Here is a 23,557-nt window from a genome sequence, read left to right on the forward strand (position 1 = left end):
GGCCCTTTCGTTTCCTTGGACGTCTTCCATTAAAACACAAAGTGTATTTATTATTGCCAACCGTGCCTCCCAGCAAGAAGGGACCATCCATGCGCAATCGCGCCATAGCCGTCGCCACCTGCGCCTCCGCCGTGCTCGCCCTCGGCGCGTGCGGCCAGAAGCTCCAGGACGCCGGTCCGTCGGCGTCCGCCGGCGCCCAGCCCGCGAGCCTCCTCTATTGGGGCAAGTGGGCCAAGGGCACCCCGCAGGCGAACCTGTTCGAGAGCGTCATCGCCGACTACACCCGGCAGACCGGCGTCAAGATCGACGTTCAGTGGCTCGCCCAGGGCCAGGAGCAGCAGGTCAAGAACGCGGTCGCCACCGGAGCCGGTCCCGACTTCTTCGACACCGCCATCGACCACACCGCCGAGTTCCGGGCCGCCGGCGTGCTCGGCGACATGGGCCCGATCTTCCGGACCACGATCCCGGGCGAGGGCAGAACCGTCGAGGAAGTCCTGCCGAAGAGCGTGCTCAAGGCCATCAGCGACGACAAGGGGTACGGCTTCGTCCCGCACAGCGTCTTCTCCATCGGCCTGTGGTACGACTCCGCCAAGTATCCCGACTTCGCCCCCAAGTCGTTCGACGAGTTGCTGGAGATCGCCAAGAAGGAGAAGGCGTCCGGCCGCGCGCCGATCGCGCTCGACGGCTCGGTCAACGCCTACAACTCCTTCTGGATCCACCAGATGCTGCTGTCCACGGCCGGCCCCGGCATCCTGCTGAAGCTCGCCGCCGACCCGGCCGCCTGGGACCTGCCCGAGGTGAAGCGGGCGGCCAAGGCGCTGGAGTCGCTGGTGAAGGCCGACCTCTTCGAACCCGACCACATGGCCACCAAGTTCCCGGCCGCGCAGAACGCCTGGGCGGCCGGCAAGCACAGCTTCATCCTGAACGGCTCCTGGCTCGGCAGCGAGACCGCCTCGCTGCGGGCCGCCGCGGTCAAGCCCCGCATCATCGCCTTCCCGCCGGTCGACCCCGCCAAGGGCTCGGTCGCCACGGTCGGCGCGCTCGGCTGGGGCGTGAACGCCAGGTCGAAGAACCAGAAGGCGGTCGCCGACTTCCTGGCCTTCGCCATGCAGAAGAAGTACATCGACCGCATCGGCACCGAGGCGGCCAACATCCCCTCGCGCGCCGACTCGCCCGCCCCGGTGGAGCTCCAGCAGCTGCAGGCGTCCATCCGCGACGCCGAGCAGGTCACGCTCGACGGCGACGGCGTCTCGACCGTGCAGCCCAAGTGGCTGGCCGACGTCTTCCTCCCGCTCGACGACAAGTTCGTCGCCGGCAAGCTCAGCGCCGAGGAGTTCCTGGCCGAGGGCAAGGCGAAGACCGCCGCCATGAACGGATGACCGTGACCGTGTCCGACACCGCCCCGCGGGCGCCGTCCGCGGACAGGCGGGCCAAGGTGTCCCGCGGCGCGCTCCAGGACGAGCGCCGCCGGTTGTACCTGCCGATGCTGCTTCCCGCACTGATCGCCTACCTGGTCTTCTTCGTGCTGCCGTCGTTGTTCGGCGTCGTGCTCAGCTTCGCCGAGTGGTCGGGGCTGGGGACCGAGCTGTCCTGGGTCGGGTTCGCCAACTACGTGTCGATGGCCGGGAGCGAGCTGTTCCGTGCCTCGTTCGTCCAGACGCTGGCCCTGACGCTGCTCGTGGGCCTGGCGCTGTTCCTCATCGCCGGCGCCTCCATGATCGTATTGCGTGCGGCCCGCGGCGGCGCGTTCATCCGGGCGGCCGTCTTCCTGCCCTTCATGATCTCGCCCATCGCCGTGGGCCTGGCCGTCTCGTTCCTGTTCAACCCGGACGGGCTGATCAACACCGTGCTGGGGACCCTCGGCCTGTCCGAGTTGCGCCAGCCCTGGCTGGCCCCCGAGCTGATCCTCAACGTGATCATGGCCGGAGTGGTCTGGAGCGCGGCCGGCTTCTACGTGGTGCTGGTGATGTCCGCGGTCGACGGCATCCCGCCGAGCTACTACGAGGTGGCCAGGATCGAGGGCGCGAGCGAGCTCCAGCAGTTCCGCCACGTCACGCTCCCGCTGACCAGGGACATGCTGGCCATCGCCGCCTCGCTCTGGGCGATTGCCGGCATCAAGACCTTCGAGATCGTCATCGCCTTCGTCGGCACGGCGGGCACCCCGCCCCCCGAGGCCAGGACCCTCGCCGTCGAACAGTACCTCCGGGTCACCGGCGGCCGTGAGGGCGGACTGGCCCAGCTCGGCGAGGCCGCGGCGATCGGGATCGTGATGACGGTGATCACCGCCGTCCTGATCGTCCTGTCGCGCAGGATCCAGCGGCGCGAACGACTGGAGCTGGCGTGATCCGCGCCGGGCTCGCCCTGATCAGAGCCCTGATCTGGGGCTGGGCGCTGTTCAACGTCGGCATGGTGGTCTGGGTCGTGCTGAACTCGGTGAAGAGCTCGCGGGAGATCTTCGACAACCCGGCCGGCCTGCCCGCCGCCTGGATGTGGGAGAACTTCGCCACCGCCTGGTCGGACTCCGGACTCGGCGCCGCCGCGGCCAACTCGGTGGTCCTCACCCTCGTGTCCGTCGCGCTCATCATGGCGCTGTCCATCCCCGCCGCCTACGCGGTGGCACGGCTGGGCGGGCGCTCCAGCGGTCCGGTCGCGACCTTCTTCGCGGTGGGCATGAGCATCCCGTTCCAGGCGTTCGCCGTCCCCATGGTCCTCATCGGGGCCGGGCTGTCCCGGTTCATGATCGACTGGGTCACCGGCGCCTGGGACACGCGGATCACCGTCACGCTCTTCTACGTCGTGCTCAGCCTGCCGTTCAGCATCTTCGTGCTCATCGGCTACTTCCGCTCGCTGCCCGGCGACGTGGAGGAGGCGGCCGCGCTCGACGGCGCGTCGCCGTTCCGCACGTTCCTGCAGATCATGGTGCCGCTGGCCAAGCCCGGCATCACGACCGTGGCCGTGCTGAACGCGCTGAGCCTGTGGAACGAGACGGTGATCGTGCTGATGCTCGTCCCCGAGCAGAGCGCGCAGACCCTCAACGTCGCCCTGCTCAACTTCTACTCCAACATGCAGTACACCTCGAACTGGGGCGGGCTCTTCGCCGGCGTCGTCATCGTGGTGCTCCCGATGATCGCGACCTATCTCTGGTTCGGCCGCCGCATCGTCAACGGCATGACGCAGGGCATCGGCAAATGACAAGAAACGGAACTCCCATGCACGCAACGGTCGGACTCATCGGCGCCGGTGGCATCGCCAACGCGCACCTCCCGGCCTGGCTCGACCTCGGCCACGACGTCGTCGTCCACTCGATCGCCGACGACGCCGAGGCGCTGATCCGGCGCCACGGGGGCGGCCGGACCGTCCCCAGCCTGGACGCCCTGTTCGAGGCGGCGGACGTCGTCGACATCTGCACGCCGACGCACACCCACTACGAACTGGCGCTCGCCGCGCTCGGTCACGGCCTGCCGACGATCTGCGAGAAGCCGCTGACCCGTACGCTCCCCGAGGCGGAGGACCTGGTCGCCCGCTTCGCCGACGCCCGCGTCCCGCTCTTCCCCGCGCACGTCGTCCGCTACTTCGCCGAGTACGCCGAACTGCACCGGGCCGTCACCCGCGGCGACATCGGCAGCGTCGCCGTGCAGCGGCACACCCGCCAGGGCCGCAGCCCGGCCGGCGGCTGGTTCCTGGACGAGGCGCTCTCCGGCGGCGTGCTGCTCGACCTCATGATCCACGACATCGACGTGGCACGCTGGATCGGCGGAGAGGTCGAACGCGTCTTCGCCCGCACCCACGCGGTCGGCGGCAGCCAGAGCACCCAGGCGTTCCTCACCCACGCCAACGGCTCGATCTCCGTGCTGACGGCCACCTGGACCACCGCGCCGATCGAGTTCAGGACGCTGTTCGAGGTGGCCGGTTCGCACGGGCTGCTGCACGCCGACTCCGACGAGCGCCGGCCCTACCGCTACCAGGGCGACGCCGTGCCCGCGCCCGACATCCTGCCCCCCTTCTCCCCGCTGACCAGCCCCTACCGGGCCGAGATCGAGGACTTCGTGCGCTCGGTCGCCACCGGCGTCCCGCCGCGCGTCACCGCGCTGGACGGCCTGGCCGCCATGCGCATCGCCGACGCCGTCGCCCGCTCGGCCGCCGAAGGCCGGCCGGTCGACCTCAAGCCCCTGGAAGCCGCATGAAGATCGCCCTGCTCTCCTTCGCCCACCTGCACGCCGCCGAGTACGCCGCCGCGCTGCTGCGCTGCCGCGACGTGGAGATCGGCGCCTACGCCGACGGCCACGACGGCGTCCCGGACGGCGTCACCGTCTTCGCCACCGAGGACGACCTGTGGGCCTGGCGGCCCGACGGCGTGGTGATCTGCGCCGAGAACACGCGTCACCGGGAGTTCGCGCTGCGCGCCGCCGCCGAGGGCGTGCACGTGCTGTGCGAGAAGCCGCTCGCCACCTCGCTCGCCGACGCCACCGAGATGCTGGAGGCGGCCCGCGCGGCGGGGACCGTCCTCATGACCGCCTTCCCCGTCCGCTTCGCGCCGGCCTACGCCGACCTCCGGGCCGCGGTACGGCGGGGCGACCTCGGCCGGATCGTGTCGATCGCGGCCACCAACTGCGGCGGCGTCCCCACCACCCGCGACTGGTTCACCGATCCGGCCAGCAGCGGCGGCGGCGCCCTGACCGACCACGTCGTGCACGTCGCCGACCTGCTCGCCGACCTGCTGGACGACGACCCGACCGAGGTCTACGCGATCGCCAACTCCATCCCCAACCCGGGCAAGGCCGTCGAGACCGCCGGGCTGGTCTCCCTGCGCTACCGCGACGGAACCATCGCCTCCATCGACTGCTCCTGGTCGCGCCCGCCCGGCCGGCCCAACACCGGCGACCTGGTCACCCTCACCGTGATCGGCACCGAGGGCGTGGCCGACATCGCGCCCTTCTCCGGGGTCCTCACCGGATGGAACAGCGGCCCCCTCGCGCACGGGTACGGCGCGCCGCTCGACGACCTGCTCATCCGCGCCTTCCTCGACGCCGTCCGCGACGGCGAGGCCCGCCAGCCCGACGCCAGGGCGGGCCACCGGACCGTCGCCCTCGTCGAGGCGGCCTACCGCTCCCTGCTCGCCGCCGCCCCCGTCCCCCTGGAGCTCTGATGATCCGCCACCTCCTCGGCGTCACCGCGACGACCGCCGCCTTACTGGTGGCGCCCGCGCACGCCGCCTCCGCCGCCGAACCGGCCGCCGGCCGTACGACGGTGACCTTCTCCGACACCCACGAGATCCTGCACGGCAACCCGTACACCGGCACCGCGTTCGACGTGAACACCCACAGGACGCCCGGCACGCCCGGCTACACCTTCACCGACGACCCGGGCATCACCGACTTCATCGAAGGCAGGAAGAAGATCCCCGCCGACGCCGACGTGGTGCGGCTCCAGATCGCCTGGGCCGACTTCGAGCCCGACGACGGCGTCTTCGTCTGGGACCGCCTCGACGCGTTCATGAAGCGGGTGAACGAGCAGGGCAAGACGGTCGAGTTCCAGCTGCTCATGTCGGAGGCGCCCGACATCGTCAACGACCCGGGCGTGTTCCCGTACGAGTACCCGCCGGCCTGGCTGTTCGACAAGGCCGGGGTGCCCTTCCGGATGGCGCCGTACAACAACTACTTCTCCAAGCAGCCGATCTACCACAACCCGATCTACCTGGACCGGCTCAAGCGCGCGGTGGACGCCTTCGCCGGCCGCTACGACGGCGACCCGGGCGTGGCGTGGGTGGACCTGCGCGCCTTCTCGCTGTTCGGCGAGTGGTCGGGCTGGAACGACGCGATGAACTTCCCGTGGCCCGACAACGCCACCCGCGTCTCGACGCTCCGGGCGATCCTCAAGATCTACGACGACGCGTTCGACAAGTCGATGGTCATGATGCAGAACGCCGGCGCGGAGGTGAACAAGAACGATCCCGACGCCGACACCCAGGCCAAGCGGTTCAGCGTGTACGGCTACGACAAGGCGGCCACGTTCGACAACTGGGGCGTGCGGTCCGACACGGTCAACGCCGGCTTCGTCTGGCACAACTACGGCGACACCGCGCAGGCCCCTTACGTCAACCGCAGGCTCCGCCGCGACATGATCCAGGTGTCCGAGGGCTCCAACTGGGACAACCCCACGATCATGCTGAACAACCCCCGCCTGTTCGTGAAGAACTCGCTGGAGGGGTACCACTCCAACCTCCAGGGCATCAACAACACCGGCTTCGCGAACTGGCAGCCGATGAAGGACGCCTACGGCGAGTGGTTCGAGACGCTGGCGCGGTTCACCGGCTACCGCTTCCTCATGCCCACCGCGACCTACGACACCGAGGTCGAGCCCGGTGGCGAGTTCCGCATCTCGCACACCTGGACCAACAACGCGGTGGGCTTCAGCCCCCGGCGCTACCCGGTCGAGGTGCGCTTCACCGACAAGACCACCGGCCACGTCGTGTGGCGCGGCACCGACGCCACCCTCGACCAGACCAAGCTCTTCAAGGGCGACGTCCGCCAGATCAACTCGGCCTTCACCCTCCCGGCCGACCTGCCCGCGGGCTCCTACGAGGTGGCCGTCGCCATGCTCGGCGAGGACGGCAAGCCGCGGATCGAGCTGGCCATGCCGGGCGGCAAGGACAAGGTCTACCCGATCGGCGCCGTCCGGGTCGCCGCGGGAGCCGTACCGGCCGGGCGGCCGACGACCCCGCTGACGCAGTTCACCGTCCAGAACGAGGACTACACCGCGGCCGTCGGCGCCTACGGCGTCGAGACCCCGCCCGAGGGCGGCCTCGGCGCGCTCTACATGGACGCGGCCGGCGAGTCCGCCGAGTACGACAACGTCGACGTGCCCGCCACCGGCACCTACCGGGTCGAGTTCCGGGCCTCCTCCGAGGAGGCCAACCACCTGAAGTTCGAGGTCGACGGCAAGGAGGTCACCACCGTCAAGGTGCCGGACTCCGGCGGCTACAACACCTACCGGACCTTCGAACGGCGGATCCCGCTCACCGAGGGCCGTCACACGATCAAGCTCACCCGGCCCGACGGGCGCTGGTTCTTCCTCAACTGGATGCGGTTCACCCTGGAACGGCCCGAGTCGATCACCCTCCAGGCCGAGTCGGCCACCGGGCAGCAGGGCACCCAGAACACCGACCTCGCCGACAGCGACGACGGCACCCCCGGCGTCACCTCCATCGACACCGGCGACTGGTCGCGCTTCGACGCCGTCAGCGTCCCCGCCGACGGCAAGTACCTGCTGCAGCTTCGCTACTCGACCGTCAACGACAAGCCGCTGAAGTTCCGCGTCGAGATCGACGGCGCCGACGCCACGGGACCGCTGAGCCTGCGCCCCACCGGGGGCATGCTCAGCCCGCGGACCGAGGACTTCGTCCTGCCGCTGACCGCGGGCGAGCACTCGGTCAAGGTCGTCTGGATCGAGGCGAGCGCCGGCGTCGTGTGGAACTGGCTGCGGCTCGACCTGCAGGGCACGTCCGAGCAGACCGTCGAGGCCGAGCACTGGACCATGCAGTGGAACACCGACCAGGAGTGGAACTGGAAGGGCCCCGACACCGGCGTCGTCACGAAGGACGGCGTCGTCGGCGGCATCGACCCGAACGACTACCTGCGCTACGAGAACGTGTTCGTCCCGAACACCGGCATGTACAAGGTGACCTTCAAGGGCTCGGCCGCCCAGGACACCACGTTCAGGTTCGAGGTGGACGGCGACCGCACCACGGTCTTCGTCCCCAAGTCCGATGACGCGAACGTGACGACCTGGGGCAAGATGACCGCCGGCCTGCACACCCTCCGGATCGTCAGCGAGGGCGGCGGGCTGAAGCTCGACAAGTTCACCATCACCGCCTCCACCGCCGCGATCAAGGCACTCGACGTCACGGGCGCCGGCACCCTCAAGGTCGGCGAGCCCGCCCGGCTGTCCGTCGCGACGGTCGGCGCGGACGGCACCCGCACGCCGGTCACCGAGGGCGTCACCTTCAAGAGCTCCGACCCGTCGATCGCCACCGTGGACGCGGACGGTCTCGTCACCCCCCGCACCTGGGGCACCGCCACGATCACCGCGATCCACGACGGATTCTCCGGCGAGCACAAGATCACCGTCACCGACCCGAAGGTGCTGCTCACCTACGTCAACGACACCGACAAGCGCATCGTCTACCCCGAGGACGACTTCACCTACAGCCCCGACCGCGGGCTGGGCGACCACGACGACGACGTGCACGCCGGCTGGCGCGCCGGGCAGGCCGTCGAGTTCCCCTTCACCGGCACCGGCATCAGCCTGCTGTCCGAACGCTACTCCGACATGAGCACCATCGACATCTACGTCGACGGGAAGCTCAAGGCCACGGTCGACTGCGACTCCCCGGTACGGCTCGCCGCCCAGCGGGTGTTCCAGCTCAGCGGGCTGCCGATGGGCGATCACACCATCAAGGTCGTCAACGGCGCGGACAAGTTCCTCATCATCGACGCGTTCGTGGTCGAGACGCCCAACACGTGGAACGGCGCCGAACTCGGGGTCGGCAACGTCAACGCCAAGTCGGTGACCCTGACCTGGCCGTCCGTGCCGGCCGCCACCGGCTACGCGGTCCTCGACGGCGGCACGGAGGTCATGCGGGTGACGGGGACGACGGCTCGGGTCACCGGGCTCCGGGGCCGCACGAGCTACACCTTCACCGTCCGCCCGCTGGCCGCCGACGGCACGACCCTCCCGATCGAACTGTCGGCCACGGTCCGCACGAAGGGCTGACCCTACCCGCCCGGCCGCCCCGGCCAGCCCGAACGCCCGGCCGCACCGGCCCCCTGGCCGCACCGGCCGGGCGGGCCGGCTCGGCCGGGGCGGCCTTCGCCGCTGATCTGCGGGCTGTTCCAGCACCACCATGAGCGCGCCCACCCGGCGGCCGGCACGCGCTCGACGTGGATCGTCTCCAACCGGCTTCCGGCGTCCCGCGTTCATTAGGGCGGAAGGAGTCGCATGGACAAATATGAGGGATTCAGGGAGTTCGTCAGCGCCCGCCAGCAGGCGTTGATGCGCACCGCGTACCTGCTCACGGGAGACGCCCACCGGGCTGAGGACCTCCTGCAGACCGTGCTGACCCGGATCGCCAGGCACTGGCCCAAGCTGGCCAAGGACGGCAACCCGGAGGCGTACGCCCGGCGGGCCCTGGTCAACGAGCACGTGTCCTGGCTGCGGCGCAGACGAACGGACATCCTGACCAGCAGCCCGCCGGAACCGGCCTACGATCCGGAGTCGGCCGGGCTGCACCGGATGGTCCTGCAACAGGCGCTCGTCCGGCTGACTCCACGCCAGCGCGCCGTCCTCGTGCTGCGCTTCTACGAGGACCTCAGCGTCGAGGAGACCGCCGAAGCGCTGGGCTGTTCACCTGGCACGGTCAAGAGCCAGACCCACTACGCCCTGGGCCGCCTGCGCGTCCTCGCGCCCGAACTGGCCGATCTGCTGTCCGAAATCGATCCGGTGGAGGTGCCGCGATGACGAGGTTCCGTGACGAGCTCGACGCGATCGCCCGGCAGGCGCCCGACGTCGATCTCGCCGAGGTCGCGCTGCGCGGCGCCCGGCGTACCCGAACGACCCTGATCAGCGGCTCCGCGGTCGCGGCCGTCGCCGCGCTGACGCTGGCCGTCACCCTGCTCGTCGATCCCGGCGGGCCCGCCGACGTCGGCGCCGTCACGAGCGGGACGCCCTCGTCCGCTCCGACCTTCCGCGGCATCCCCGCGCGGCCGACGCCGTCGCCGGAGGACCTCGTCCCCGTCCGCGCCGTCCTGCCCGCGTCCGGGGTGGGGCCGGCGCGCTACGCCTACTACGACTTCTGCCAGGACGCGTGGAAGCCCGGCCAGGACAACGCGCCGGTGGCCGACGAGACGTGCCTGCAGTGGAAGGTGGTCCTGCAGGACGGGACCCGGTACCGGGTCGCCGACGCGCTGAGCGTCTACACCGACCAGAGCAAGAAGAACTACATGAACACCGCCGCCCCGCTGGCGATCTCCCGCGACGGACGCCGCATCGCCTACTACGCGTCCGAGCGCGAGCGTTTCGCCGTCCGCGAGCTCGGCACCGGTCAGGTCTGGGAGATCCCGCAGGTCGTCAGGCGCACGACCATGGTCAAGGGCGGCGGGGTGATCACCTTCTCGCCGGACGGGCGCCGGCTCGGCCTGAACCTGGCCGGCGTCCCCGAGGTCGTCGTGGACGTGGAGAGCGGGCGGGTCGTCGAGGAGGTGCCCAAGGGCTGGCACTCCCTCAATCCCGCCGACGAGGGCGTGCCCATGGTCGTGGAGCACGAGCGAGGCCGGCTCGGCGTGCTCTCGGACGGCAAGGTGACGGTCTTCGCCGACCCGAAGACCCTGTCGCTGACGGGAACCGTCGGCCCGGACGGCACGACCGTGGCCATGCTGACCGGCCCGTCGGCGCCGGGGGAGACCGTGACGAACGGCGAGCCGTACGACAAGGTCGTCACCGTGGACCGGGCGAGCGGCCAGGTCAGATCCGCGGTCAAGCTCGACCGGCCGCGGCAGCTGAGCCCGCACCGGCTCGGGTACTGGCTCAACGAGCGTGAGGTCCTGGCCCTGGGCGGCGCCGTACGGGATCCGGGCTCCGACCGGTGGCCCGACCTGGGGGACACGGCCTACGCCATCGATGTGACCACCGGCGAGATCCGGAAGCTCGGCGCCTACCGGCTGCCACCGTGGGGCGGCAGCGTCTCGGTGCCCGGCTTCCCCAGCGGCTGACGAGCGCGAGTCGGCGTCGACACCGAATCGGTGCAGGGCCGGCGACGGCCTGTCTTGTTCGCAGGGAGAGGGTCAGTCGTGGAAACGGCCCTCGCGCGTGTACTTGCAGGACAGGCAGTCGGGGTCGGAGCCCCAGGTGTCGTCCTGGATGACCCTGCGGTAGCGGTTGACCAGGCCCTTCTCGACGTGCTGCTCCTGCCCCGGGTACACCAGGGTGTCGCTCTGCTCCGCCCACTTGCCGAGGGCGTTGTTGAAGTAGAAGAGCCGATGGCGGGCGGCGATCTGGGGCGGGTTGCCGGCCGCGGCACAGTTGATGAGCCAGCTGTCGGCGTTGACGTACTTGCCGCCGTAACTGGAGGAGTAGGAGTCCCTGGGCAGCATGCCGGGGTGGCCCACGTCGCGCCAGTGGTACCAGGGGTAGTAGGTCTTGTTGCAGTTGACCGCGCCGGACATGGTCCGGACCGCGGGGGCGGCCAGGCCGTCGGCCTCCACCGGCTCCTCGGTGACCGTCCGGCGCTGGAGCTCAGCCGGCAGCGGCTCGGCGCCATGGGCCTCCACCAGCCGCCGCGGGACCGCGACCGAGACCGGGGTGATCTTCAGGTAGGTCTCCAGGAAGCTGTCGCCGCTGTCGCGGACGAACAGGCCGGCCCGGCCGATGAAGGCGGTCTGGACGATGCCCACGTCGCCGGAGGGCCGGCTGTCGTTGAACTCCACGGTCAGCCCGTTGCCGTAGCGCAGCATCGCGAGCTTGACCTCGGCGTCCGCCTCTTCGGCGATCGGCGCCGCCCGCAGTTCCTCCGCTGTGGGCTCGTTCACGGCCTTCGTCGTGGCTGCGGCCGGGGTGGTGGCTGGGGCGGTGAGCATGAGGACGCCGGCGCTCGCCGCGAGCAGGCCTGGGATGACTCTCACGATCTTCTCCTCGCTGGTCGGGACTGAGGACAACGGTAGAAATGGATCTTTCAGTTGCCTTAAAGTCCAGCCCGGCAGATACTTCTCGCTGTGACGGCGACCGAGCCTCTGCTGGCACGAGCGCAACTCACCGCCCTTCTCGATCAGATCCCGCGACACCGGCTCACCGTGGTGACCGCCGGCCCGGGCGGCGGTAAAACCTCAGCCGTACGCGGCTGGGCGCGGGCCCGGCCTGATCATCCGGTGGCCTGGCTGACCTGGGCCGACGACGCCACCCTGATCGAGGAGATCTGCCAAGCCCTGGGCGCGCCCGCCGGATGGATCCGCTCCGCCGGGCTCGCCACCGAGCTGGCCGCCGCCGTCTGCCGGCCGACCGTGCTCGTCATCGACGAGGTGGAGCGGATCGAGCCGGGCACCCCCGGGGCGCGCCTGCTCGAAGAGCTCTGTCACCACGGCGGCGACGACCTTCACCTGGTGTTGATCTCACGGTCCGCCGTGCCCTTCCCGATCCAGCGCATGCGCGGCCTGGGCCACGTCTTCCAGGTGTCGGCCGAACAGCTGGCCTTCACCGCTGCCGAGACCCGCTCACTCACCTCGATCGTGCTGGGGTCGGACGACCTGGCGGAGGAGGTGCACGAGCTCACCAAGGGGTGGCCGGTCGCCGTACGGCTCACGCTGAGCTGGCTGAGCGGCCTGCCCCCGGTGGACCGTGCCAGGCGGATCGCTGCCACGCCGGTGTTCGACTATCTGGTCGAGGAGGTGGTGAAGGACGAGCATGAGGAATTCCTCCGCGCGACCGCTGCGCTGCCGTGGTTCACCGACGAGCTGTGCCGGGCGATGGGCGTCGCCGTCAGCCGCGAGGAGCTCCGCGCTCTGGCCGCCCAGCACATCCTGATCACCACCTGCGATCAGGGCTATGTGGTGTCGAACCTGGTCCGGGAGTTCATGGGCGATGCCGGACGGACGTCGGCGGCGGCCCACTGGTACGAGTCGCAGGGGTTCGTCCGGGAGGCGCTGGCGGTTTGTGACGAGCCCGGCCATCGGGTGGCGATGATCGAAAGGTGGCACGCGTCGCTGCTTGCCGAGGGGCACGCGGCCGAGCTCGTCCGGGCCTGCGGCGCCGTGCCGGAGAAGTCGCGGACGTGTGCCGTGAACCTGGCCGAGGGGCAGGCGCACCAGGTCCTGGGGGACTGGGCGGGCGCGCTGGAGTGCCTTCGCCGTGTCGATGCCACCGACCCCGCGGTGGCCTGGCGGATGGGGATGATCTATTACCAGCGGGGCGACTACCAGGCGGCGTTGTCGACCTTCGAGCTGGCCGGCGGCTTCGACGGGTCGGCGTTTCCGCTGCCCTCGTCGAGCTCCTCGGACCGGGCGATGCTGCTCGCCTGGTCGGCCAGCGCCCGCTGGCTGGTCGGCGAGAGCGCGCAGGCGACCCGACTGGCCGAACAGGCCCTGGCGATGGCCACCCTCTGCCAGGACGAACGCGCTGCCGCCTGCGCCCACACCGCGCTGGCCATGGTCACCCACGACGCCGGCGACGGGGCCGGAAGCGAACGGCACAGCGCCCTCGCCCTCGCCGCCGCGGAGAGCTCAGGAGACCTGTTGTTGTCGGCCCGCGTCCTGGCCAACCGCGCCGCGAGCCGCGCGGAGGAGGCCCGCTACGAAGAGGCCATCGCCGACTCGGACCTGTCGGCCCGGCGAGCGGACGTGGTCGGGGACCCCGTCCAAACCGCGATCGCCCTGCACAACCGCGCCGAGGCACTCATGGGCCTGGGCAGGCTCGACGAAGCCCTGGCCGACTTCCGACGGGCACGCGACATCTTCAGCCGGTTGGGCAGCGACAAGCTCGGCCACCCGCTGGCCGGGCTCGGCAAGGTCCACCTGGAGCGCGGGGAGCTGATGCACGCCCGGATCAGCTTCGAGAACTCCCTGAAGCATGCCGAACAACTGCGAAACGCCCATCTGACCCAGACGGCCCTGGCCGGACTGGCCCGCGTCCACGCGGCCGACGATCCGGCGCTGGCCGTACAGCTGGCCGAACGCGCGGTCGCGGCAGGCGGCGGCTCCAGCCGGGTGGACGCGCTGCTGGCCGCCGGCTGGGTCCGGGCGGAAACCGGAGACCGGACCAAAGCCGGCGCCTACGCCCGATCCGCCCACGAGGCGGCCGTCAGCCGCCGCGACCGGGCCAAGATGGCGGAAGCCCTGGAACTGTCGGCCTTCACGGTGGCCGAGTCCCCGGGCGAGCGGGCGGACCTGCTGGCCTCCGCAGCGGAGATCTGGGCGCAGATCGGCAGCCCGGTGGACATCGCGCGCAACGCCTTCGCCCGTGCGCGGCTCAACGGCTCCGGCCTCGACGAGGCGGAGCGGGAGCTCCGCCGCGCCGGCATCCGCGGGCCGCACAGCTGCGGCGCCGGCCTGCTCCGCGTGATCACCCTCCTCGACCATGACGCCGTGCGGTTGTGCATGCTGGGCGGGGTACGGCTCAGCCGCCGCGGCGGCGCCGTCGAATGGCAGTCCCGCAAGGCGCGCGACCTGCTGACCTGGCTGGCGTGCCAACGCGGCCGCACTGTCGCCCGGGAAGCGGCGATGGAGGTCCTCTGGCCGGGTGAGGAGCCCGCGTCCTGCTCCAACCGGCTCTCGGTCGCCCTGTCCACCGTGCGCTCGGTCCTGGATCCGCAGCGGAAGTTCGGGCCCGCGGAGTTCGTACGCGCCGACAAGTACAGCATCCAGCTGGTCGGACTCCGTACCGATGTCGAGGAGTTCCTCTGCGCGGCCGCCGGGGCGCTCGCCGCCGGAGACGAGGATCTGCTGGTCGCGGCGGAAGCTCGCTACACCGGGGACGTCTGCGAGGACTCTCCTTATGCCGAGTGGCTGGAGCCTCTCCGTGAGGAGGCTCGCGCCGTGCACCAGGCCCTGCTCCGCGAACTGGCCGCACTCGCGGAGCAGGCCGACGACCCCGACAGGGCGGTCCGCTACCTGCTCCGGCTGCTCGAACGGGATTCCTACGACGAGGCGGCCCACCTGGACCTGGTCCGGACGCTGACCAAGGCCCGCCGCCATGGTGAGGCCCGTCGGCGCTACCGGCTCTATGCCGAGGCGATGAGAGAACTCGACGTGGAACCGGCCCCCTTCACCCTCGCATGAGCGCAGAAACGCCGCGCGGCGATGAGTTCTGTGCGGATGCGTGGTCGATACGGCTGGACACACCGGCGGCGGTGGGCCCGTGCTGGGAACGTCCAGCGCGGGAGGAAGCACATGGAGGCAGTGATGAGCGTCGGCGACGCCAAGCAGGAGCACACCATCCGGACCGGCGCGCAGGGGGTGGGCGGTCCCAGGGTGCTGGTGGCGGGGGCGAGCATCGCGGGACCCGCGCTGGCCCACTGGCTGCGCCGGCGGGGGGCCGAGGTGACCGTGGTGGAGCAGGCTGCCGAGCTGCGTCCCGGCGGGCAGGCAGTGGACGCGCGCGGGATCGCCAAGGAGGTCATCGCGCGCATGGGGCTGGACGCGGCGGTGCGCGCGGCGTGCACCGACACCGCCGGCGCGCACACCGTGGACGCGGACGGGCAGGTCCTGGAGACCTTCCGCGCCGACGACGACGGTGGCGACGGGTACATCGCGGACATCGAGATCCTGCGCGGGGACCTGTCCCAGCTGCTCTACGACGACACCCGCGACGGCGTCGAGTACATCTTCGGCGACCGGATCGCGGAACTCGCCCAGGACGCGGACGGGGTCGACGTGGTCTTCGCGGGCGGCGACCGGCGGCGCTTCGACCTGGTGGTCGGGGCCGACGGGCTGCACTCGGCGCTGCGGGCGACGGTCTTCGGGCCGCATGAGCGGTTCCTCCGCCACCTCGGGCACGTGCTGGCCTTCTACAGTGTGCCCAACAAGTTCGGGCTGGACCGCTGGCTGCTGGAGTACCAGGATCAGGAGTCCGGGCGCTCCGCCCTGCTGCGGCCCATCCAGGACGCCACCCGGGCGATGGCCATCTTCTCCTTCCCCTCGGCCGACTTCGACGTCGACCACCGGGACATCGCGGCCCAGAAGGACCTGCTGCGTGCGCGGATGGCGGGCCTGGGCTGGTTGACCCCGGACATCCTCGCGCACCTGGACCACACCCCGGACTTCTACCTCGACCAGGTCGCCCAGGTGGTGATGGACCGCTGGTCCAGCGGACGGGTGGGGCTGCTCGGGGACGCGGCGTTCAGCTCTTCGCCGATGTCGGGGCAGGGCACCGGGCTGGCGCTGGTCGGCGCCTACCTGCTGGCCGGAGAGCTGGCCGCCGCCGGATGGGACCCCGCCGCCGGGTTCGCCCGCTACGAGGCGCGGATGCGCCCGTTCGTCGAGGCCAACCAGGAGATCGGCCGGTTGAACGCCCGCAGCCGCCTCGTCCCGGGGCCGGACGCCGAGCCGCGCCCCGATTTCACCGGCGAATGGTTCACCGAGCTGGTCGGGCGCGCGATCAACGGCGTCGAGCTGCCCGACTACGCGGGCATACCGGACTCCGCAGCGACGGGTCCCCGTGCCAGGGCCTGACGGATCCGGCGGGTGAGGTCGTCGGCCAGGATCTCGGCCTGGCCGGTGGCGAGTCCGTCGAGTGCCTGGGTGGCGACGTCGGCGGGGTCGGCCTTCGGGACGCCGTCCAGCCCGGCGGTCATGTCGGTGTCCATGAAGCCGACATGGAGGGCCGAGACGCTGATCCCCCTGGGCTGGAGTTCCTCGCGGGCCGCGTCGGTCAGCGCCCACGCGGCCGCCTTCGCCGCCGCGTACGCCCCGGCTCGCGCCGGGTGCAACCACGAGAGCACCGACAGGACGTTCAGGATCGCGCCTCCGCCGTTGGCCTCGATGACCGGGGCGAACGCCCTGGTGACGGCGAGGGGGCCGTAGAAGTTCGTCTCCAGTTCCCGGCGCACCGCGTCGAGGTCGCCGCCGATGAGAGGCGTGCCGGTGGAGATCCCGGCGTTGTTGATCAGGACGTTCGCGTCGGCGGCGATCCGCGCGGCGGCCCGGATCGACGCGTGGTCGGTGACGTCGAGGAGCAGCGGGGTGACTCCTGGCAGGTCCAGGTCGTCGGGACGGCGGACGGCCGCGTAGACCGATGCGCCGCGGTCCAGCAGTTGTGCGGCCAGGTGGCGTCCCAGACCCCGGTTCGCCCCGGTGACCACCGCGACCGCGCCGTTCAGAACCATGCCTGCCTCCATGATGCGGGTGGAATAGATGATGAACGTAATCTATATGTCGCAGCATAGGATAGATGACAACTGACATCCGAATGGGGGCGCAGATGGGACGCGGATCACAGGCGCAGGCGCGGCAGAACCGCCGGCGGGTCGTCGCCACGGCGTCCCGCCTCTTCCGCGAGCAGGGCACCGAGGTCAGCGTCGCCGACCTGATGAAGGCCGCGGGTCTGACCCACGGCGGCTTCTACAAGCAGTTCCCCTCGAAGGAGGCCCTCATCGGCGAGGCGACCGCGCGCGCCTTCGAGGAGCACGCCGACGTTCGGGCCGGCGCGCTCGAACGGCACGCGGGAGATCGCGAAGCCGCCCAGCGGGCGTTCATCGACGCCTACCTGTCCACCACGCACCGCGACAACGCCGCCGACGGCTGCCCCGCCGCCGGACTCGCCGTCGACATCGCCCGCGGTCACGGGGACGCCGAGGCCCGCCGCGTGTTCACCGAGCAGGTCGGCGACATCGCGGCCTGGCTCGCCACCGCCGACCAGGACGGCGTCGCACGGCTGTGCACCATGGTCGGCGCCCTCGTCCTGGCCCGCGCCACCGCGGGCGACCCGCTGTCGGAAGACATCCTCGCCGCCGCCCGCACGGCGCTGACCGGCGACCGGACCACTCCCTAGAGAGACGCCGCACGTGATTCGCCCGTTTCGCAACCCGCGGTGGAAGCTGCGCCTGCAGAACAACCGCTTCAGCGACGCCTTCGCCACCCCGCGGCGCGGGGACATCAACGTCCTGATCGCCTGGTTGTCCAGGTCACCCGCCGCACGTCGGTCCCTCTGGACACGCCCGAGATCGCCCGCTGCCTCGGCCCTCTTCCACCTCAGCACTGACCTGCCGAGCCATGGACTGACATTTCCCCATCTCGGCAATATTCAGATGTGACGCGGCACGCTGATCGCTACTGTGGGATCAGCTTCGCGAGACCCGGAAATGCGTGGGTCGAATGGGCATCGGTTATCTTTCTCCAACAAAGAACCCTCCGGTGCTCGTCACGCACATCCGCGCCTTTCCGGGCCGCGCGAAGCTGGTCAGGTCTGGTGCCGGCACGGGTCGAATCTCATCGGTTATCGCCTTCCAAGCCGGTGATTGCGGGTTCGAATCCCGTCACGGACTTCGGGTTCGTGTAGCTCAATGGCAGAGCACCGTAAACGGCCGGTGGGTCACCCACATCCGTGCCGGTTCCAGACCTGATCGCACGTCAGCCTTGCCGGCGGTACGGGTCGAATTCGATCGGTTATCGATTCCCATTCGAGTCGTCCGGGTTCGAATCCCGGCGGCCCGCACTCGCGGGCCGTGGTGTAACCGGCAGCACGCTGAAGACCGGTCGGAAGCCCCACATCCGTACCGCCGGCAAGGCTGACGCGCACAGGCAGGGGAGCGGGTCGAAGTTCGTCGGTTATCGGGAACAGATTGTCGCAGGTTCGAGTCCTGCCCGCCCGGCCCGGCAGGACCGGGCGGTAGCTCAGCTGGAAGAGCGTCTGTCATAAAGACCGGCGGACGTCACCACATCCGCTCCTCTTCGTCATATCCGCCCTCGGGCGGGTCGAAAGGAAGGAGCCCACGATGGCCCGTGACCCTCTCGCGAGCGTTTCGGCGATCACGACCCCGCAGACGCAGCCGATCCCCGGCCGCACCGACCAGGTCATGAACGCCGCCGCCGGCTACGTGTTCGCCAAGGACGTGTGGCGCAGGCTGGAGGACTTCCTCATCCTCGGCACCACTGGCGGCACCTACTACGTGGACGAGAACACGCTGACCGCCGAGAACGCCGGCGTGCTGTTCCAGGCCATCGCCGAGGACGGTCCGCGCGTCGTCGGGCTGCTCACCGACATCTCGACGGCCCGGCCGCCGCGGGCGCCGAAGCAGCGTCCAGCCCTGTTCGCTCTCGCGGCCTGCTACGCCAAGGGCGACGCCGACACCCGGCAGGCGGCCAAGGCGGCGCTGGCGAAGGTCGCCCGGACCACCGACCACCTGGCCCAGTTCTTCGGCTACTACAAGAACCTCGGCGGCAAGGCGACCGGTCGAGGCACCACGCCCACGACGGGCCGGAGCCTGCGCACGGCGCTCGGCTCCTGGTTCCTCACCGGTGAGCCCGACGCGGTCGCGTTCAAGGCGTGCAAGGCGGCCCAGCGCAGGACGCCGCAGGGCGAGGCGTTCGCGCTGCGGGACGTGCTGCGGATCGCCCACCCGGTCGCCGACTCCGACCAGCGCAGGACACTGTTCGGCTGGATCGCCGGCAACGTCTCCGACGACGAGGCGCGCGACGAGCTGCCCGCCGTCGACCGGTTCCTGACCGCGAAGGCCGTCACCACGGCCGAGGACGCGGTCCGGGTGGTCACCGAGGCCAAGGTGCCGTGGGAGTTCCTGCCGGACCAGGTGCTGAGGGAGCCGTCGGTGTGGGAGGCGCTGATCGAGACGGTCGGCCTGACCGCGCTCATCCGCAACCTGGCCCGCATGACCCGGCTCGGCACCCTCAGGCCGGCGGCGGACGCCACGTCGCGGGCGGTGCTGCGGCTCACCGACCGGGAGGCGATCCTGCGCGCCCGCATCCACCCGATGGACGCCTGGCTCGCGATGCGCGTCTACGCCTCCGGGCAGGCGCAGCCCAACCCGCGCGCCGACCGGCACACCTGGCAGCCCGTCCCGGCCGTCCTCGACGCGCTGGAGGAGTCGTACGAGTTGTCGTTCGGCGCGGTCGAGCCGTCCGGGAAGCGGCTGCTGGTCGCCGTCGACTCGTCCGGGTCGATGAGCTGGGGCGGCGGTGTCCGGGTGGGCGGTTCCCCGATCGGCTCCCCGTACGAGGTGGGCAACGCTATGGCGGTCATGTTGTCGCGTATCGAGCAGGGCGGCGTGCACGTCATCGACGTCGACACGTCCGTGCACGCCTCCAGGGTGACCCCGCGCACGAACCTGCGCGAGATCGCCTCGTGGCAGCCGTCGGGCGGCGGCACGGACCTGTCGCTGCCGTTCACGTGGGCGCGTGAGCAGCGCATGGAGGTGGACGGGATCATCGTCCTCACCGACAACGAGACGTGGGCGGGATGCTCCCACCCCACCCAGGCCCTGGACGCCTACCGCCGCACCGTCAACGCCGACGCTCGCGTGGTGGTCGCCGCGATGACGGCCGCGGGATACTCGATCGGCGACCCCGAGGACGAAGGCGTCCTGAACGTGGTCGGCCTGGACGCGTCGCTCCCGCTCATCGTCAACGGCTTCATCCGCGCCTGACCAGCGCGGCCCTTCACCCGAAAGGCGCGACGCGTCACCTCCGTTTCCGGAGACGTGTGCCCCGGCCAGGACGAGAATCCCGGCCGGGGCTTCCCCGTACGCGCGCAGGCGATAGCGGCGGTTGCGTTGGCGGTCGGCGCGAACAGCCGCGCCTCCAGGTCGCCGGAACGCCCTGGTCGCGAGCACGACGAGTAAGGCCGAGCCCTTTCGGTCGGACGCCCTTCTCCCATGCCTGTTCGCTCTGCCGGGTGTCCTCGCTCTCATGCCGAGGCCGGTCCCGAACCCCTCCCGCGGGCTGTTTCCTGAAAAGATCTCCGATGGAGCTGCTGAATGGAGGCGTGCGCCGATGGATCACAAGCGGGCGAAACTGACGACCCGACGGCGGGGCCACCTCGTCCCGGAACACCGCGGCGGCGAACACACCATGGCTGACCTCACCGAACGCTTCTCCGCCCACCGGGCGGCGGCGTACCGCGTGCCGGAACGCCTCCACGACGTGCACACGGAGGCGCGATGAACGTCCCGGTCTGGCCGGAGCCCTTGCGGCCGGGTGATCCGCGCCAGGCGGGGGCCTATCGGCTGGAGGGGCGGCTCGGAGGTGGCGGGATGGGGCAGGTGTTCCTGGGACGCTCTCCCGGCGGCCGCCCGGTCGCGGTCAAGCTGGTGCGGCCCGACCTGGCCGACGATCCCGGGTTCCGGCGCCGGTTCGCCCTGGAAGCCGAGGCCGCCCGCCGGGTCGGCGGGTTCTACACCGCCCAGCTCGTCGACGCCGACCCGGAGGCCGACCCGCCGTGGCTGGTCACCGCCTACATTCCCGGCCCGTCCCTGCACCAGGCCGTCGAAGCGCACGGCCCGATGCCCGCGCAGGCGGTCACCGTGCTGGGCGCGGGACTGGCCGAGGGGCTCGGCGCGATCCACGCCTGCGGCCTGGTGCACCGCGACCTCAAGCCGTCCAACGTGATCCTCGCCGCCGACGGCCCCCGCGTCATCGACTTCGGCATCACCCGTGCACTGGACGCCACCTCCCACACCCTCTCCCGCGCGGTGGTCGGCACCCCGTCGTTCATGTCCCCGGAACAGGCGCGAGGCCATGAGATCGGCCCGCCCAGCGACGTCTTCTCCCTCGGACTCGTCCTGGCGTTCGCCGCCACCGGACGCAGCCCGTTCGGCGCAGGACGGGCCGAGGCGGTCGTCTACCGCATAGCCCACGACGAACCCGACCTGACGGGGCTGCCCGCCTCCCTGACGGAACCGGTGAAGCGCTGTCTGGCCAAGGATCCCGGTGACCGTCCCGGCGTGGCCGACCTCCTCAAGGAACTCGCCGAACCCACCCGGACGACCACCCGATGGCTCCCGCCGCCGTTCGCGACCATGATCGCCGAACGTCAGCTGCAGACCCCGACGGAGCGGTACCCGCACGAGCCGGGTCACCAGGCGCCCAGCGGCTCCGGCAGGCGCCGCCCGGCCCGGCGCCTGTTCCTGCTCGGCGGTCTGGCCGCGCTGGGCGCCGCGGCCGTCCCGATCGGCTGGAACCTCTGGTCCGGCCGCAACCGGCTGACCGACCAGGATCTGTACACGGTGGCGTTCAGCCCCGACGGGCGCACCGTCGCGGGAGGCAACATCTCCGGCGACGGCTGGCTGTGGGCCGCTGACTCGCACGAGGTGATCGCCGACTTCTCCGCCGACGATTCCGCCAACCGCGCCATGGCCTTCACCCCCGACGGCTCCGCACTGGTGACCGCCGGGATGAGGATGCCGCTGAGCTTCCGCCACCCCTCCACCGGCAGGGTGACACACTCGCTCCCCTCGCCGGTCGGCGGCGCCCACACGATGGCGTTCAGCACGGACGGCGCCCAACTCGTCGTCGGGGGGAACATCCCGGTCGGCAACCCGGAAGCCGCCGAGATCTGTGTCGTGTGGGACGTCGCAGCCAAGCAGCCGAAGCACAAGCTGCCGTTCGCCACGAAGGCCAGTTCCGCGGTGTACTCGGCGGCGTTCATCGACGCCGGTCACTCCGTCCTGCTGGCAGGCAAGGACCTCACCGCGGCCGGCGGGACGGACGGATTCTGGCGCTGGGACCTCGACGGCGGCGACCTGGAGTCGATCGGCCCCGGCGGAGAGGGCTCGGCCGTCGCCGTGAGCCCGAACGGGAAGCAGTACGCGCTCGGCGGCGCCCACGGCTGCTCCCTGACCTCTGGTGACGGAACCGGGCTGCGCGCCATCAGCGACGCGGACGTCGACGCCCTCGCCTTCAGCCCGGACGGCGCCACCCTGGCGGTCGCCGACGAGGACGGCATCCGGTTGTGGGACGCGGCGACCGGCCGGGCGAGAGCGAGCGTGACCGACCGCAGGGCCGCTGCGCTGGCCTTCCGTCCCGATGGAACCTTCCTGGTCTCAGGAGGTTGGTTCGTGGACGCCGAAGGCTGCTGGCTGTGGCCGATCGAAGGCCCGTGACCGGGTCACGCGTCCGGTGTCACACCGACGACGAGGCCGACCGCGTCAGCCTGCCGGCCGGGCGAGGGCCAGGGCGTGCGCCCGGTCGAGGGCTTCCGCGGCGGCGCAGGGGATGTCCGGCTGCACGCCGGTGCCCTCCCAGTTCGCGCCCGAGACGGGGTTGACGGCGCGGCCGATGGGGACGGTGGCCTCCAGGTGGGGGTGCACGGTCCAGCCCTTGCACGGGTGCGCCCCGCCGCGGGTGGGCTCGCCGACGACGACGGCGCGGCCGAGCTGCTGCAGGTCGTAGGCCAGTTCCTCGGCGGCGGAGAACGTGCTGCCGCTGGACAACACGTACAGCGGTTTGCTGCCGCCGAAACGCGCGCCCGGAACGTGCGGCAGGCTCCAGTACTGCTCGCCGCGCTCGCCGCCGCGCCAGTGCATGGTGTTGAGGTGGGTGCGCTCGTCCAGGAGGTAACTACAGACGAAGGCGACGGTGTCCGGGTCGCCGCCCCGGTTGTCGCGAAGGTCCAGGATCAGCGCCTGGGCGCGGGAGGCCAGGGTGAGCGCGGCGCTCAGCGGTTCGGCGGCCCACTCCAGCGGGAACAGCATCGGCGCCAGCTCCACCACGGCGACCCCTCCGTCGAGCAGCTCCACCCGGGGCGCGCCGCCCAGCGAGGTGTCGTAGTCCCGGCGGATGGACTCCAGGGTGGCCGCGCCCTGCTCGGGGGAGACCGGGTCGGCGTGGTGCTTCAGCCTCAGGTGTTTGTCGCCGTTGACGGACTGCAGGTCCGCGGTGACCAGACGGGCGAGTTCCGCGGCGTCGCCGACGTCGTAGGCGCCGTCGGCGAGGCGTCGTCGTAGCAGGTCGGCGACTTGCTCGGCCACCTCGGGGAAAACGTAGTGCTCGGTCAGCAGGCGGGTGGTCTCGTCGATGACGGGGGCAGGCCGAAGGTTCGTCAGGGGCGTCATGGCAGGAAGTAGAGC

16 protein-coding genes are annotated in these 23,557 nt (G+C 71.0%); 13 read left to right on the forward strand and 3 right to left on the reverse strand.

What is annotated here, in order from left to right:
• Positions 1-89: 89 nt before the first annotated feature.
• From ACFYYW_RS01940 to ACFYYW_RS01975, 8 genes are all read left to right on the forward strand, one after another.
• Positions 90-1,379 carry an extracellular solute-binding protein gene (locus ACFYYW_RS01940; protein WP_387643905.1) on the forward strand — a complete coding sequence of 430 codons (1,290 nt, stop codon included), beginning with the start codon at positions 90-92 and terminating at the stop codon, positions 1,377-1,379.
• A complete protein-coding gene (locus ACFYYW_RS01945; RefSeq protein ID WP_387643907.1) occupies positions 1,376-2,344 on the forward strand; it encodes a carbohydrate ABC transporter permease in 969 nt (322 codons plus the stop codon). Before ACFYYW_RS01940 ends, ACFYYW_RS01945 begins: the two co-directional genes overlap by 4 nt.
• Positions 2,341-3,192: a carbohydrate ABC transporter permease gene (locus ACFYYW_RS01950; protein WP_387643910.1), complete on the forward strand. Its 852-nt coding sequence runs from the start codon at positions 2,341-2,343 to the stop codon at positions 3,190-3,192. Before ACFYYW_RS01945 ends, ACFYYW_RS01950 begins: the two co-directional genes overlap by 4 nt.
• A 17-nt stretch (positions 3,193-3,209) precedes the next feature.
• On the forward strand, positions 3,210-4,184 hold the full coding sequence (locus tag ACFYYW_RS01955; protein ID WP_364416007.1) for a Gfo/Idh/MocA family oxidoreductase: 975 nt from the start codon (positions 3,210-3,212) through the stop codon (positions 4,182-4,184).
• Positions 4,181-5,146 carry a Gfo/Idh/MocA family protein gene (locus ACFYYW_RS01960; RefSeq protein ID WP_387643914.1) on the forward strand — a complete coding sequence of 322 codons (966 nt, stop codon included), beginning with the start codon at positions 4,181-4,183 and terminating at the stop codon, positions 5,144-5,146. Before ACFYYW_RS01955 ends, ACFYYW_RS01960 begins: the two co-directional genes overlap by 4 nt.
• Positions 5,146-8,772: a carbohydrate-binding protein gene (locus ACFYYW_RS01965; RefSeq protein ID WP_387643916.1), complete on the forward strand. Its 3,627-nt coding sequence runs from the start codon at positions 5,146-5,148 to the stop codon at positions 8,770-8,772. The genes ACFYYW_RS01960 and ACFYYW_RS01965 overlap by 1 nt, the downstream gene beginning before the upstream one ends.
• Positions 8,773-8,997: 225 nt before the next feature.
• Positions 8,998-9,516: a SigE family RNA polymerase sigma factor gene (locus tag ACFYYW_RS01970; protein ID WP_364344464.1), complete on the forward strand. Its 519-nt coding sequence runs from the start codon at positions 8,998-9,000 to the stop codon at positions 9,514-9,516.
• Complete coding sequence (locus ACFYYW_RS01975; protein WP_387643918.1) at positions 9,513-10,766, forward strand: hypothetical protein; 1,254 nt, start codon at positions 9,513-9,515, stop codon at positions 10,764-10,766. Before ACFYYW_RS01970 ends, ACFYYW_RS01975 begins: the two co-directional genes overlap by 4 nt.
• Before the next feature lie 72 nt (positions 10,767-10,838).
• Here ACFYYW_RS01975 and ACFYYW_RS01980 read toward each other — a convergent pair whose 3' ends face one another.
• Positions 10,839-11,675: a hypothetical protein gene (locus ACFYYW_RS01980; RefSeq protein ID WP_387643921.1), complete on the reverse strand. Its 837-nt coding sequence runs from the start codon at positions 11,673-11,675 to the stop codon at positions 10,839-10,841.
• A 90-nt stretch (positions 11,676-11,765) separates the two neighbouring features.
• Here ACFYYW_RS01980 and ACFYYW_RS01985 point away from each other — a divergent pair, with 90 nt between their 5' ends.
• A complete protein-coding gene (locus tag ACFYYW_RS01985; RefSeq protein ID WP_387643924.1) occupies positions 11,766-14,819 on the forward strand; it encodes a tetratricopeptide repeat protein in 3,054 nt (1,017 codons plus the stop codon).
• A gap of 123 nt (positions 14,820-14,942) precedes the next feature.
• Positions 14,943-16,211, forward strand: coding sequence for an FAD-dependent monooxygenase (locus tag ACFYYW_RS01990; protein WP_387643927.1), 1,269 nt, complete (start codon positions 14,943-14,945; stop codon positions 16,209-16,211).
• On the opposite strand, the gene ACFYYW_RS01995 is transcribed toward ACFYYW_RS01990, so the two are convergent.
• Positions 16,160-16,864: an SDR family oxidoreductase gene (locus ACFYYW_RS01995; RefSeq protein WP_387643930.1), complete on the reverse strand. Its 705-nt coding sequence runs from the start codon at positions 16,862-16,864 to the stop codon at positions 16,160-16,162. The genes ACFYYW_RS01990 and ACFYYW_RS01995 overlap by 52 nt on opposite strands.
• Positions 16,865-16,929: 65 nt before the next feature.
• Between ACFYYW_RS01995 and ACFYYW_RS02000 the strand changes: the two genes are divergently transcribed.
• The 3 genes from ACFYYW_RS02000 (at position 16,930) to ACFYYW_RS02010 (ending at position 22,591) form a co-directional block, all read left to right on the forward strand.
• Positions 16,930-17,529: a TetR/AcrR family transcriptional regulator gene (locus ACFYYW_RS02000; RefSeq protein ID WP_387643933.1), complete on the forward strand. Its 600-nt coding sequence runs from the start codon at positions 16,930-16,932 to the stop codon at positions 17,527-17,529.
• Between the two features lie 943 nt (positions 17,530-18,472).
• Entirely contained in the window at positions 18,473-20,137 is a 1,665-nt protein-coding gene (locus ACFYYW_RS02005) for a TROVE domain-containing protein (protein WP_387643935.1), read from the forward strand.
• A 513-nt stretch (positions 20,138-20,650) separates the two neighbouring features.
• Positions 20,651-22,591, forward strand: a complete 1,941-nt coding sequence (locus tag ACFYYW_RS02010; protein WP_387643937.1) for a WD40 repeat domain-containing serine/threonine protein kinase — start codon at positions 20,651-20,653, stop codon at positions 22,589-22,591.
• Between the two features lie 45 nt (positions 22,592-22,636).
• Here the strand turns inward: ACFYYW_RS02010 and ACFYYW_RS02015 are convergent, their stop codons facing one another.
• Positions 22,637-23,542, reverse strand: a complete 906-nt coding sequence (locus tag ACFYYW_RS02015; protein ID WP_387643939.1) for a S41 family peptidase — start codon at positions 23,540-23,542, stop codon at positions 22,637-22,639.
• Positions 23,543-23,557: the final 15 nt, after the last annotated feature.

This window comes from Nonomuraea sp. NPDC001831, assembly GCF_042892035.1.
In the GTDB taxonomy this organism is placed as follows: domain Bacteria; phylum Actinomycetota; class Actinomycetes; order Streptosporangiales; family Streptosporangiaceae; genus Nonomuraea.

Coding starts and splice junctions, on each gene's coding strand:
- ACFYYW_RS01940 (WP_387643905.1), top strand. CDS start 90: ATGCGCAATCGCGCCATAGCCGTCGCCACCTGCGCCTCCGCCGTGCTC.
- ACFYYW_RS01945 (WP_387643907.1), top strand. CDS start 1,376: ATGACCGTGACCGTGTCCGACACCGCCCCGCGGGCGCCGTCCGCGGAC.
- ACFYYW_RS01955 (WP_364416007.1), top strand. CDS start 3,210: ATGCACGCAACGGTCGGACTCATCGGCGCCGGTGGCATCGCCAACGCG.
- ACFYYW_RS01960 (WP_387643914.1), top strand. CDS start 4,181: ATGAAGATCGCCCTGCTCTCCTTCGCCCACCTGCACGCCGCCGAGTAC.
- ACFYYW_RS01965 (WP_387643916.1), top strand. CDS start 5,146: ATGATCCGCCACCTCCTCGGCGTCACCGCGACGACCGCCGCCTTACTG.
- ACFYYW_RS01970 (WP_364344464.1), top strand. CDS start 8,998: ATGGACAAATATGAGGGATTCAGGGAGTTCGTCAGCGCCCGCCAGCAG.
- ACFYYW_RS01975 (WP_387643918.1), top strand. CDS start 9,513: ATGACGAGGTTCCGTGACGAGCTCGACGCGATCGCCCGGCAGGCGCCC.
- ACFYYW_RS01990 (WP_387643927.1), top strand. CDS start 14,943: ATGAGCGTCGGCGACGCCAAGCAGGAGCACACCATCCGGACCGGCGCG.
- ACFYYW_RS01995 (WP_387643930.1), bottom strand. CDS start 16,864: ATGGTTCTGAACGGCGCGGTCGCGGTGGTCACCGGGGCGAACCGGGGT.
- ACFYYW_RS02000 (WP_387643933.1), top strand. CDS start 16,930: ATGACAACTGACATCCGAATGGGGGCGCAGATGGGACGCGGATCACAG.
- ACFYYW_RS02005 (WP_387643935.1), top strand. CDS start 18,473: ATGGCCCGTGACCCTCTCGCGAGCGTTTCGGCGATCACGACCCCGCAG.
- ACFYYW_RS02010 (WP_387643937.1), top strand. CDS start 20,651: ATGAACGTCCCGGTCTGGCCGGAGCCCTTGCGGCCGGGTGATCCGCGC.
- ACFYYW_RS02015 (WP_387643939.1), bottom strand. CDS start 23,542: ATGACGCCCCTGACGAACCTTCGGCCTGCCCCCGTCATCGACGAGACC.